This is a genomic window from Bosea sp. Tri-49, assembly GCF_003952665.1.
Classification (GTDB): domain Bacteria; phylum Pseudomonadota; class Alphaproteobacteria; order Rhizobiales; family Beijerinckiaceae; genus Allobosea.
Map to the genome: position 1 here is coordinate 646,100 of NZ_CP017946.1, position 12,106 is coordinate 658,205.

Annotated in this window: 12 protein-coding genes; 5 read left to right on the top strand and 7 right to left on the bottom strand. The window is 66.4% G+C overall.

The window, feature by feature from the left end; genetic code table 11:
• Window position 1 precedes the first annotated feature (1 nt).
• From BLM15_RS03210 to BLM15_RS03220, 3 genes are read left to right on the top strand one after another with little or no spacing between them, the layout of a single operon-like run.
• Window positions 2-631 (top strand): LysE family translocator, encoded by a 630-nt coding sequence (locus BLM15_RS03210; protein ID WP_126110321.1) that lies wholly within the window; start codon window positions 2-4, stop codon window positions 629-631.
• An 8-nt stretch (window positions 632-639) separates the two neighbouring features.
• On the top strand, window positions 640-1,332 hold the full coding sequence (locus BLM15_RS03215) for an XdhC family protein (RefSeq protein ID WP_126110323.1): 693 nt from the start codon (window positions 640-642) through the stop codon (window positions 1,330-1,332).
• Window positions 1,333-1,345: 13 nt separating this feature from the next.
• Complete coding sequence (locus BLM15_RS03220; protein WP_126110325.1) at window positions 1,346-2,962, top strand: NTP transferase domain-containing protein; 1,617 nt, start codon at window positions 1,346-1,348, stop codon at window positions 2,960-2,962.
• A 4-nt stretch (window positions 2,963-2,966) separates the two neighbouring features.
• Here the strand turns inward: BLM15_RS03220 and bcsS are convergent, their stop codons facing one another.
• Complete coding sequence (gene bcsS, locus BLM15_RS03225; protein WP_126110327.1) at window positions 2,967-3,707, bottom strand: cellulose biosynthesis protein BcsS; 741 nt, start codon at window positions 3,705-3,707, stop codon at window positions 2,967-2,969.
• Window positions 3,708-3,858: 151 nt separating this feature from the next.
• Between bcsS and BLM15_RS03230 the strand changes: the two genes are divergently transcribed.
• Both BLM15_RS03230 and BLM15_RS03235 read left to right on the top strand, forming a co-directional pair.
• Entirely contained in the window at window positions 3,859-4,128 is a 270-nt protein-coding gene (locus BLM15_RS03230) for an usg protein (RefSeq protein ID WP_126110329.1), read from the top strand.
• A gap of 81 nt (window positions 4,129-4,209) precedes the next feature.
• Window positions 4,210-4,806 (top strand): exopolysaccharide biosynthesis protein, encoded by a 597-nt coding sequence (locus tag BLM15_RS03235; protein WP_126110331.1) that lies wholly within the window; start codon window positions 4,210-4,212, stop codon window positions 4,804-4,806.
• 10 nt (window positions 4,807-4,816) lie between these two features.
• Here BLM15_RS03235 and BLM15_RS03240 read toward each other — a convergent pair whose 3' ends face one another.
• The 6 genes from BLM15_RS03240 to BLM15_RS03265 form a co-directional block, all read right to left on the bottom strand.
• Window positions 4,817-7,006 (bottom strand): putative bifunctional diguanylate cyclase/phosphodiesterase, encoded by a 2,190-nt coding sequence (locus tag BLM15_RS03240; protein WP_164547383.1) that lies wholly within the window; start codon window positions 7,004-7,006, stop codon window positions 4,817-4,819.
• A gap of 143 nt (window positions 7,007-7,149) precedes the next feature.
• Window positions 7,150-7,899 (bottom strand): proteasome-type protease, encoded by a 750-nt coding sequence (locus BLM15_RS03245; RefSeq protein ID WP_126110335.1) that lies wholly within the window; start codon window positions 7,897-7,899, stop codon window positions 7,150-7,152.
• A 79-nt stretch (window positions 7,900-7,978) separates the two neighbouring features.
• The gene (locus tag BLM15_RS03250; RefSeq protein WP_126110337.1) at window positions 7,979-8,806 is read right to left on the bottom strand and encodes a transglutaminase family protein; all 828 of its coding nucleotides are present in this window, start codon (window positions 8,804-8,806) and stop codon (window positions 7,979-7,981) included.
• 39 nt (window positions 8,807-8,845) lie between these two features.
• Complete coding sequence (locus tag BLM15_RS03255) at window positions 8,846-9,787, bottom strand: alpha-E domain-containing protein (protein ID WP_126110339.1); 942 nt, start codon at window positions 9,785-9,787, stop codon at window positions 8,846-8,848.
• A gap of 85 nt (window positions 9,788-9,872) precedes the next feature.
• On the bottom strand, window positions 9,873-11,288 hold the full coding sequence (locus BLM15_RS03260) for a circularly permuted type 2 ATP-grasp protein (protein WP_126110341.1): 1,416 nt from the start codon (window positions 11,286-11,288) through the stop codon (window positions 9,873-9,875).
• Window positions 11,289-11,394: 106 nt separating this feature from the next.
• Complete coding sequence (locus tag BLM15_RS03265) at window positions 11,395-12,015, bottom strand: TetR/AcrR family transcriptional regulator (protein WP_126110343.1); 621 nt, start codon at window positions 12,013-12,015, stop codon at window positions 11,395-11,397.
• Window positions 12,016-12,106 lie beyond the last annotated feature (91 nt).

Consider the following 12,106-nt stretch of genomic DNA (forward strand, 5'->3'; position numbering starts at 1 on the left):
GATGGCGCCGATCGAAGTCCTCTTCGCACTCGTCCTGGCGACGCTCGTCTTCGCCTATATCCCCGGACCGGCGGTGCTCTACATCGCTGCCCAGACCATGTCGCGTGGCCGCAAGGCCGGCTTCATGGCGGTGCTCGGCGTTCACCTCGCCGATTTTGTCCATGTCCTCGCCGCCGCCTTCGGCCTGTCGGCGATCTTCCGGCATGTGCCGGAGCTCTATCTGGCGATGAAGCTGCTCGGCGCCGCCTATCTGATCTGGCTCGGCATCAGCTTCTTCCGCCGCGTGGCGCCGGTTGAGGTCGCTGCCGATGTCGCGCCGCGCACGCCGATGCGGGCGCTTGCCGACAGTCTCGCGGTCGAATTGCTCAATCCGAAGACGACGATCTTCTTCGTGTCTTTCCTGCCGCAATTCGTCGATCCGTCGGCAAGCCTGCCGCTCTGGGCGCAGTTCCTGATCCTCGGCGTCGTGGTGAACCTGCTCTTCACCTCCTCCTCGATCCTGACGGTGCTGACCGCCTCCTATATGCAGGCGAAGGTCGCCGCCAACGGCGCTGCGCAACGCGTGATCCGGGCGATCGGCGGCACCATTCTGATCGGGCTCGGCGCCCGCATCGCGCTCGATCGGAACTGAGTCAGCCGATGGATCTTTCGCTTCTCTCCGTACTCAATGCCGAGCGCGCCGCCCGGCGCGCGACGGTGCTGGTGACCGAGCTCGGCGCGGGCGAGCAGCGCCTGGTCAAGGAGGCCGATCTTTCCGGCGATCCGCTGACGGAGGCGCTCGACAAGCAACTGCGCAGCGGCAAGAGCGGCAATGTCGAAGTCGACGGCAAGGCCTATTTCCTGACCGTGCAGGCGCCGCCGCTGCGTCTCGTCGTCACCGGCGCCGTCCATATCTCGCAGGCGCTGGCGCCGATGGCCAAGCTCCTCGATCTCGACATCGCGGTCATCGACCCGCGAACCGCCTTCGCCACGGCCGAGCGCTTTCCGGACGTCACGTTGCTTGCAGAATGGCCGGAGGAGGCGCTGCAGCGCCTGCCGTTTGATGGCTATACGGCCTTCGTCGCGCTGACGCATGATCCGAAGATCGATGATCCCGCATTGCAGGCGGCGCTGCGCTCGGACTGCTTCTATATCGGCGCGCTCGGCAGCCGGAAGACGCATGGCAAGCGCCTGGAACGGCTCGCTGCCGCGGGCTTCGGCGAAGCCGATGTGAAGCGCATCCATGCGCCGATCGGGCTCGACATCGGCGCGGTCTCGCCGGCCGAGATCGCGCTCGCCATCCTCGCCGAGATTGTGCAGGCGCTGCGCGGCCCGCGTCGCAAGCCCGCTTGAGAGATAACGCTCCATGAAATTCGGTCCTGTCCCGATCGCCGAAGCCGCCGGCTGCGTCGCGGCCCACACCGTGCGCGCCGGCGAGGCGATCGTGCGCAAGGGCGCGACGATCAGCGAAGAGGACGCGCGCAAGCTTGCCGCGGCCGGATTGACCGAGATCGTCGCCGTGCAGTTCGAGGCCGGCGACATCGACGAGAATGCTGCCGCCGAGCAGTTGGCGCGGGCGCTGGCGGGCAAGGCGGTTATCACCGAGGCGCCGTTCACCGGCCGGGTCAACCTGTTCGCCGCGGCGGCGGGCATCCTGCAGATCGATACGGGCGTGATCGATGCGCTGAACGCGGTCGACGAGGCGATCACGGTCGCGACCTTGCCGGCGCTGAAGCCGGTCGTCGCTGGCGAGATGGTCGGGACGGTCAAGATCATCCCTTATGCCGTGCCGGAAAAACGGGTCGCCGAGGCGCTGGAACGGCTTGGTGCCGACAGGCCGATCGCGATCGCCGAGTACAGGCTGAAATCGGTCGCGGTCGTCTCGACCCTGCTGCCGGGCCTGAAGACGAGCGTGGTCGACAAGACTTTGCGCACCATGGCCGAGCGGCTCGATCCGGCCGGTGCCGCGATCGAACGTGACCGGCGCGTGCCGCATGAGAGCCCGCCATTGGCGCAGGCGATCCGCGAGGCCGTGGCCGGTCCGGCCGAGCTCGTCGTGGTCTTCGGTGCTTCCGCCATCACCGACCGGCGCGATGTGGTGCCGCAGGCCCTGACCCTGGCCGGCGGCACGGTTGAACATCTCGGCATGCCGGTCGATCCTGGCAATCTGCTGATGCTGGGTACGCTGGGTGGCAAGCCGGTGATCGGCGCGCCGGGTTGTGCCCGCTCGCCCAAGGAGAACGGCTTCGACTGGGTGCTGCAGCGCAGCCTTGCCGGCGTGCCGGTCAGCCGCGCCGACATTCAGAAGATGGGCGTCGGCGGGCTTCTGATGGAAATCGTCTCGCGGCCACAGCCGCGCGCGCCCGGCCGGGGTGAGGCCGCGCCTGTCGCCGGCATCGTGCTGGCGGCCGGGCGCTCGACCCGCATGGGCGTCGGCAACAAGCTGCTGCAGGAGGTCCGCGGCAAGCCGCTGGTGCGCCACGCCGTCGAGGCGCAAATTGCTTCGCGCGCCGCGCCGGTGATCGTCGTCACCGGCCACCAGCAGGGCGAGGTCCGCGCCGCGCTCGCCGGGCTCGACGTCACCGTGGTGCACAACCCGGCCTTCGCCGACGGGCTGGCCGGCTCGCTCAAGGCCGGGCTCGCGGCGCTGCCGGCGGAGGTGCCCGGCGTCGTCGTCTCGCTCGGCGACATGCCGAACGTCACCGCCGGTGTCATCGACCGGCTGGCGCAGGCCTTCGCCGATCGGCCCGACGCACTCGCGGTGGCGCCAACCCTGCTCGGCCAGCGCGGCAATCCGGTGCTGCTGTCGCGTGCCATCTTCCCCGAGGTCGCCAAGCTGGGCGGCGATCAGGGCGCGCGGCGGCTGCTCGACGCCGCCGGTGACGCGGTCGAGGAGATCGCGCTTGACGATCCCGCCATCGCGCTCGACATCGACACGCCCGAGGCGCTGAGGGCACTGACAGGGCAGAGCCCGCGCAGCTGAGGCTTCAACGCTTCCAGTGGAAGCCCAAGGTTGCGTAGATCTCACTCTTGTCGTCTCTGGATTTCTGCGCGCCTGCCGATAGCCGCCAGATGATGCCGAAGAGCTCCATGCCGGTGAGGTGCATGCCGAGCCGGACCTTGAAGTAGTCGCGCTCGCGATAGAGTTCGACTTCCGGGCCGAGATAGAGCCGTTGCGTGATCTTCCAACCTGCTGCCACCCGCGCGCCGGAGCGCCCGCTGCCAGCCGCCACTGCATAAGCGTTGACCTGAATCAGCGAGTTTTTGTCGGGCGCCGCCCAGACATCCAATTGGATTCGAGGACCGACACGCTGGCCGATGCCGTGCCAGTCGCGCCACCTCAGATACGACGTCTCGAGGTCGGGCCCGACCGAAACGGCGACGAAGCTGTCATGGATTCGCCACTCATAGCCGAGTAGTGCGCCGACATCGCTTTTGTACAGGCTCCCTTGCGCCGGCCGACGGCGCGCGGGTTCGGTACTTGCACCCGAGACGAGGCTGAGCCTGAAGCCGCTGGCATCGAGGCCGTCGCCGCCGATGGCAAACTTCATGCCGAAAGCGCCGTAAATCTTGCCGGCGCCTGCATCCAGGGATCCGAACATCACAGCCGACAAGGGCGGCCGCTCGTGCAAGGCGGGATCGGCGTTCACTGCTGACGACAGCAGCGTGCTCGCGAGGATGATCCCCCACGCGAGCACGCCTGACCGCCCCGCGACCCCCCACGCCACGCCAACGCCCCTCCCGCCCTTGTGATCGGGCGGTGTCGCTACACGTCATGAGTGTGGCAGCTGGCCAGATTCCTGCAAGCATTTGTTAACCATCGCGGTTCAGCCTGAAGGCAGCCGGCTCATCGTTCTCTGGTCAAGGAGCGCATCGGTCATGGTCTCGCAGGATTTCCTCCGCCAACTGGCAGGCTACGGGCTGACGACCGCCAGAATCCTCTACCGGATGCCGGATCATCCCGACTTCCTGCAGACCTATGTCTGGCAGGAGTACGACCTGGCTCCGCGCTTTCCCGAGCTGCACAAATTCCTCGATTTCTGGCGGCGCGAACTCGATGGTCCGCTGCATTCGATCACGGTGGCTCATGCGAGGCTGATCCGCCCGGCCGAGATCGTGAATGTGAACGGCGTGCTGACGTTGCACTGACTGCCATGCGCCGCGGCGGGGTTGTTGGGCCGGCGCCGGGCATGCTAGGCCGCAGGCCCTGCTCATCGTCTGGCGAGCCTCTTGTCCTCCCCCTTGCGCACCTCCGGACTGCTGCTCGCGCTGGCTCACCTGCCGGGCCCGCGTATCGCTGTCCGTGACATCGTCGCGGCATTGCGGGACCGAGCCTATGCCTTGCTGGTGGTGCTGCTCGGCCTGCCGAATTGCCTGCCGATGCCGCCGCCGATCCCGCTGGTCTGCGGCCTGGTCCTCGCTTTCGTCGCCGCACAGATGCTGATGGCCCGGGCTACGCCCTGGCTGCCGCAGCGGCTGCTCAATCGCAGCATCGCCCAGGCTGATCTCGCTCGCGCCGTCCAGCGTGCGCTGCCGCCCCTGGTCCGGCTCGAGCGCTTTTCGAAGCCGCGGCTGACCATGCTTGGTGGCCCGTTTGCACTGCCGGTGCTCGGTGCGGTGCTGCTGATCCTGGCGCTCGGATTGATCGTCGCAGCGCCGTTCATCGGCCAGATTCCGCTCGGCCTCGCGGTCTGCCTGGTCGGGCTCGGTCTGGTCGAGCGCGACGGCGTCCTGATCATCGTCGGCGCCGTGGTCGGCGCGATCGGCCTCGCTTTGTCGGCGGGCTTCGCCTATGCGCTGGTGAGCTGGCTGCCGAGCTTCTTCTGAGCCTCGCCGCTCAGGCGGCAAGCGCCTGCTCGAACGGGCGATCGAGCGCCAGCAGCCGGTCGATCTCCTCGGGCAGCACGCCCTTCGAGAACAGGAAGCCCTGCAGCTCGTGGCAGCCGATCGCCTGCAGGAACCGGTGCTGCTCGGCCGTCTCGACGCCTTCCGCGCAGACGCGCAGGCCGAGCGCCCGGCCGAGATGGACGACCGAATGGACGAGGATCGCGGATTCGCCCGTCGCTTCCATGTATTCGAGGAAGGACCGGTCGATCTTGATCTTGTCGAAGGCAAAGCGGCGCAGATAGATCAGGCTCGAATAGCCGGTGCCGAAATCATCCAGTGCCAGGCTGACGCCGTGGGCGCGCAGATCCATCATCGCAGCTTCAGCGGCGTCGGCATCCTCGACCACGACGCCCTCTGTCAGTTCGAGCTCGAGCCGGTCGGGATCGAAGCCAGTCTCCTCGAGGATGCGGATCACGCTGGCGACGAAATCCTTGTGGCGGAACTGGATCGGCGAGACGTTGACCGCAAGCTTGATGCCGGGCCATTGCCGAGCCTGCTCGCAGGCGCGGCGCAGCACCCATTCGCTGAGCGGGACGATCAGGCCGCGTTCCTCGGCGATGCCGATGAATTCGGATGGCGGTATCAGTCCATGCTCGGGATGCGGCCAGCGCACCAGCGCCTCGACACCGATGATGCTCGAGCCGTCGATCGAGACCTGTGGCTGATAGTGCAGCAGCAGCTGGTCACGAGCGATCGCGTTGCGCAGATCCTCCTCGACCGTCCGCTTCAGCTGCAGCGCCCGGTTCATCTGGGGCTCGAAGAAAGAATAGCGGTTCCGGCCTTCGTTCTTCGCCTGGTAAAGCGCGGTGTCGGCGAGACGCAGCAGCACGCTGCGGTCGGCACCGTCTTGCGGTGCATGGGCGATGCCGATCGAGCAGCCGATGGTGACGGCGACGCCGCCGATCTCGAAGGGGCTGGTCAGCGCGTCGAGAATGCGCTGACCCAGCGTGGCGCTGGCATTCGGCGCATCCATATGTGTCTGGATGATGCCGAACTCGTCGCCGCCCAGGCGCGCGACGGTGTCGCCGACACGCAAGATCGTGGTCAAACGCTTGGCGACCTGGCGGATCAACTCGTCGCCGGCATTGTGGCCATAAGTGTCGTTAACGGCCTTGAAGCGATCGAGATCGAGCATCAGCACAGCGAGCGCGCTCTTGTTTCGGCCGAGCTGAGCCAGCTCCTGGTCGAGCCTGAGATCGAAGGTCCGGCGGTTGGGCAGGCCGGAGAGCTCGTCCTGACCGGCCAGTCGCTGGATCTGGCTCTCGCGCGAGGCAATCTGCTGGGCTGCACTGCGCAGGCGATGCAGGACGTAGGCAAACAGGGCGATGAAGAGGGCCGTGACCGCGCCCAGCGCCCAAGCGAACTGGTTGATCATGGCGTCGCCGGGGCGTTCCGGCGTCCAGCTCAGCCAGGCTCGCACCGACCCGTCGGGGGAGGGGATGTCGCGCCGCAACAGCGGATGCGCCGGCCGCTCTGTCACGATTTCCAGCCGGGGGACACGATAGCGCGTGCCGAGCTCATCGAGCTGAGCCCGGACGACCTTGCGATAACCGACGATGAAGGCGGCTGTCTCAGGGCCGCCTTCCTGGCGGGCGAGTTGTTCAGGCGTGCGCAGGTCGGCGGCGATGATCCCGAATGTGTTGGTTCCCTCATGCACCATCAGGGCCTTCACCGGGCCAGTTCCGATGCCGCGCGATCCTGCCGGTTCGGTGCCGCCGGGCAGGTCTGACCTCAGCCTCAGCAAGGCGTCGTAGCCCGCCTGCGTCCCGGTTTCGCGCTGCTCAACACCCGCGAGTACGCGGCCCGAGGCGGTGACCAGATAAGTGCCGTCGAAGTCGAGGAAACGATTGCTCAACTGGGCAAAAGCCCATTGCAGGGTGGCGTTCGGCAGCATGCTGTTGAGGATCGGCTGCAATACGCCGGCGGCCTGGAGATTCTCGAAGCGCAGGCGCCGCAGATGGACCTGGGTTGCGAGCGCCGCCTCGACGCGCTCGCGCTGCCGGACCATCTCGAGCTGGTTGGCGTTGCTCACCATTGCGAACATCACGCCCAGAACCGCCGCCAGCACGAGCGCGAAGGCACAGGCCAGCGTCGCCAGCGTGCGGGTCAGCATGCGCGCCGACGATTCGGTGTCCGTCATCTTAACGAAAGTCGGCAAAGGCCCTGACCTGTGGCGGCACGCTAGCAGCGGACCTTGACAGGGGAATCTTGCCATCCGGTTTCCGGCGGCGCCGAGAAATCAGTGAAGTTGCATTTCTTTTCGTCTGCACCAACTCGTCGATGTTACTTGTCGGCAGGCTCGTAGGGCGGGCGCGGGATCGCCATATGGGCGGCGCGCAAAGCCGCCGACCAGCGCTCGCGCAGATCGTGGAAGTAGGGCTCGCCGGCTTCGATCCTGCGATTGAGCTCGGGCGCAGCCGCGTCGCGCCTGAGCACGATCAGGTCGATCGGCAGGCCGACACCGAGATTGGAGCGCATGGTCGAATCCATCGAGATGAGCCCGACCTTGAGCGCGTCGTAGAGATGGCTCTTGAAGGTGACGGCACGATCGAGGATCGGCTTGCCGTATTTGTGCTCGCCGATCTGCAGGAACGGCGCGTCGATGCCGCATTCAATGAAGTTGCCGGCCGAGTAGACCATGAAGAGCCGCATCGGCTGGCCCTGGATCTGCCCGCCGAACAGAAACGACATGTCGAACTTGACGCCGGCGTCGCGCAACGCCTCGCCATCGGTCTCACGCACGAGACGGACCGCGCGGCCGACGAGCTGCGCGGCGCGGAACATCGAGGAGACGTTCTGCAAGGTCTCCGGCTCGCCTGTCTCCGGGTGAGGGACACCCTCGTGCAGCAGGCTGACGACCGACTGGGTGACGGAGAGATTGCCGGCTGTGGCGAGCGCCATCGTCCGCTCGCCCGGCCAGGAGAAGACGTGCAGCTTGCGGAAGGTCGAGATGTCGTCGAGCCCGGCATTGGTACGGGTATCGGCGATCATCACGAGCCCGTCCTGGACGAGAATGCCGGCGCAATAGGTCAAGATCGATCTCCGCAGCGCGCCGACAAGGCACGTGAGGCTGGTATCAGCCGGTCGTGACAGCGGCAATGCGATGCCGCCGTTATTGTCCCTGAAAGCGCGGTTTCGCTGCCTGGGCACTGACCGCGACCAGGAGGCTCTCGCCCTGGCCGCCGGTGCGGGCGCCGCGGACCGGGGCGGCATCGGCATAGTCGAGACCAGTTGCGACGCGCACATGCGTGTCGATCGGGCAGAGGCCGTTGGCGCTGTCGAAGCCGATCCAGCCATAATCGGGCAAGTAAGCTTCGGCCCAGGCATGGGCGCCGTCGGCGTGGGGCAGAGTGTCCGACGCCGCAACATAGCCGGAGACGTAGCGCGCGGGGACCCCCAAAAGGCGGGCGCAGGTCATGAAGACGTGGGCGACATCCTGCGGGATGCCTTCGCCGGCCTCCGCACAGGCCGCAGCGCCGATACCGAGATGGTCGGCTGTCGGCACGCAGCGGATCTCGGTGTGGATCGTCTCCAGCAGCGCGTGCAGCTTGCTCAGGTCGCTGCCGTCCTGGCCGGCGGCCTTGTCGGCGAGCGCGCGTAGCGGCTCGCTCGTTTGCGTCAGCCGGGTGTCGCGCATGAAGACGTCGGGCGGCGCCTTCTCGGTCACGCCGCGGACGACGCCGGCGAGATCAATGGTCTCGACCAGTCCATTGATCTCGATCGTGTAGCTCTCGATCGGCCCATCGGCGGTGAAGTCATGGACGATGTTGCCGAACGGATCCTGCCCGGCATGCAGCCGCCCGTCGATGCTCGGCGCCACGCGCCACGACATGACGTGCTGGCCGTCATGGTCGCGCGGCGTCAGCCGCAGCACCTGCCTGAGCTGGCGCACCGGCTCGGCATAGGAATAGGCGATGCTGTGGGAAATCCGGATCCGCATGCGGCAAGCAATCCAAATTCAGGAGCGGAAGGGAAGCCCTTATTGCAGGTATTGTTCAACGATGACGTGTCCGAGGCGGTTGTTCTCGGTGATGAAGTCCTCGATGAACTCGTGCAGCCCGCGCTGGAGCACCGCCTCGATCGGCGTGTTGGCGAGATGGGTCAGGGTCTTGCGGGCCTGGCGCTGCGCCGGCCCATGCCGGTTGTAGGCGTCGCCGATCTGGTCGAGGAAGCGTGAGATGTTCTCGTAGCAGCTCGCCAGCGAGCGCGGCATGCGCCGGTTGAGAATCAGCAGGTCTGCGATCAGCACTGGCTTCACGGCCTGGCGATAGACCCAGTGATAGGCGGTCAGCGCCGAGACCTCGCGCAGCATCGTGGTCCACTGGAAGTAGTCGAGCGAGCCGCCGACCTGCTCATTGTCGGGCAGCAGCACATGGTACTTTACGTCGAGGATGCGGGCGGTGTTGTCGGCCCGTTCGACATTCACGCCGAGCCGCGAGAACCAGTAGCCGTCGTCGCGCAGCATGGTCCGGTAGGCCGAGCCGTCGAAGGCCAGCGAGACGCCCTTCACCCAGTCGAGGAAACGCGCGAACTCCTCGCGATCCATGCGCTTGCGCTCGAAGCGCTGCAGTTCGAGCCAGGCGCCGTTGAGCGCGTCCCACATCTCCGAGGTCAGCGCGGTGCGGACCGCACGGGCGTTGGAACGGGCGAGCGCGAAGCAGTTGCGGATCGAGGTGGGGTTGTCCGGGTTGAAGCTGAGGAAGTCGCAGACATTGCGCTCGTTCGCCTCGCCATAGGCCTTGGCGAAGGTCTCTTCGCAGCCGGCGGTGGCGACGGCGCTCTGCCATTCGGTGCCGGCGCCGCCATAGGCGGAGGGCAGGTTGGTCAGGCGGGTCGTCGCGTCGAGGATTCGGGCGAGGTATTCGGCCCGTTCGACATAGCGCGAGACCCAGTAGAGGCTGTCGGCGGTACGGGAAAGCATGATCAGGTCCGGTCTTCTGGCATGAGGCGGTTCGTGCGGGCGCTCGGGTTGCGCAAGGGGCTGGATCGAAGGCGCTCCCGCTCGCTCATGCATCGAGAACCCAGGTGTCCTTGGTGCCGCCGCCCTGGCTGGAATTGACCACGAGCGAGCCTTCCTTGAGCGCGACGCGGGTCAGCCCGCCCGGCACGCAGGAGATGCCGTTGGCGCCGGAGAGCACATAGGGGCGCAAATCGACATGGCGTGGCGCGACGCCCGAGGCGACGAAGGTCGGGCAGGTCGAGAGTGCCAGCGTCGGCTGGGCGATGAAGCCCTCGGGCTGCGCTTTCAGCTTCCTGCGGAAGGTCTCGATCTGCTGCTTGCTGGCATGCGGGCCGACCAGCATGCCGTAGCCGCCGGAGCCGTTGACTTCCTTGACAACGAGCTTTTCGAGATTGTCGAGCACATAGGCGTTGGCCTCGCGCTCGCGGCAGCGATAGGTCGGCACGTTCTTCAGGATCGGCTCCTCGCCGGTGAAGAACTTCACGATCTCCGGCATGTAGCTGTAGACCGCCTTGTCGTCGGAGACGCCGGTGCCGACCGCGTTGGCCAACGTGACATTGCCGGCCTTGTAGGCGCCGATGATGCCGGGCACGCCGAGGACGGAATCGCTGCGAAAGACCAGCGGATCGATGAAGTCGTCGTCGATGCGCCGGTAGATCACGTCGACGCGCTTCGGCCCCTGCGTCGTGCGCATGTAGACGACGTCGTCCTTGACCAGCAGGTCCGAGCCCTCGACCAGCTCGACGCCGAGCTTGTCGGCCAGGAACGAGTGCTCGTAGAAGGCCGAATTGTACTGGCCGGGCGTCAACAGGCAGATCGTTGGATCGGAAGAGGCGGTGCGCGGCGCGACCGAGCGCAGCGTCGCGAGCAGTTGGTCGGGATAATTGTCGACCGGGGCGACGCGATGGGTCGCGAAGAGCTCCGGGAAGAGCCGCAGCATCACCTCGCGGTTCTCCATCATGTAGGAGACGCCGGAGGGCGTGCGGGCATTGTCCTCGAGCACATAGAAGGTGTCGGCGTCGACGCGGACGATATCGATGCCGGCGATATGACAGTAGATGCCGTGCGGCACCTGGAAATCGACCATCTGCATCTGATAGCAGGCGTTGCGATAGACCAGGTCGGGCGGGATGATGCCGGCCTTGAGGCATTCCTTCGGGCCGTAGACATCGGCCAGGAACATGTTGAGCGCGGTGACGCGCTGGCGCAGCCCCTTCTCCAGCTTGGTCCATTCCGGCTTGGTCAGCACCCGCGGGATGATGTCGAAGGGGATCAGGCGCTCGGTCGATTCCTCGTCGCCATAGACGGCGAAGGTGATGCCGATGCGGCGGAAGAACAGCTCGGCCTGTGACCGGCGCAGGGCCAGCATCTCGGGCGGCGCCTCCTTCAGCCAGCGATCCAGTTCACCATAGGCCGCCCGCAGGCCGCCTTCTCCACCCGTCATCTCATCGAATGCGACCATGCAGGCGTCTTCCCCTATTTCAGGTAGCCTATGCGCATTCGCTCGCCTTCGGAAAGAGGTCTGTTGCCAAGCACTTTGGCTAGGCTTGCCTGTTTCTTGGGCAGGGTCAGCTCGCCGCCGTCGAGATCGGAGCGCGGATCGTCGCCGTGACCAGTGTCGCCAGCGTCGCCGAGGCCCGCCCTTCGTCGATATGGCCGCGCAATAATTCGAGCGAGATCGCCTCGGCCGCGCCGAGAATGGCGGTGCAGCGCAGGCTCAGCTCGTCCGCTGGCAGCTGGGCCGCGTGTGGGGCGAAGGCATCGTGCCAGATCCCGACATAGCGGGCGACGAGCTCGCGTTGCACGGCTTCCATGGCCTCGCTGCCCTTCAGCGCAGCCGAGAGCGCGTACCACTCGGTCCCGACCTCCAGGGCGCAACTCATATAGGCCGCAGCGATCGTCGCGGCGATGGCCTCGAGCCGGCCGGCCGTCGTCTTCAGCGTGTCGACGAGCAGGGCGGTCTGCTTGTCGTCGATGCGCCGGAAGAGCTCGACCATCAGCACCTCGCGGGTGCCGAAATGATCATAGGCGACCGGCTTGGTGACGCCGGCGCGCTCGGCGACGCGCGCCAGCGTCAGGGCCTCGGTGCCTTCCTCGCGCACCATCACCTGGGCGCAGTCGAGCAACTGTTCGCGGCGTTCCTGCTTCGGCAGCTTGCGGGCTGATGCGGCGGCGAAAGTCGGTGGCATGGCGATTCAAGTTTCCCGGCGAAGGCCGCTTGACAAAAGGGAAAACGCATTCCTACTTAAAGTAACTTACTATTAGTAGAAATTCCAGCCC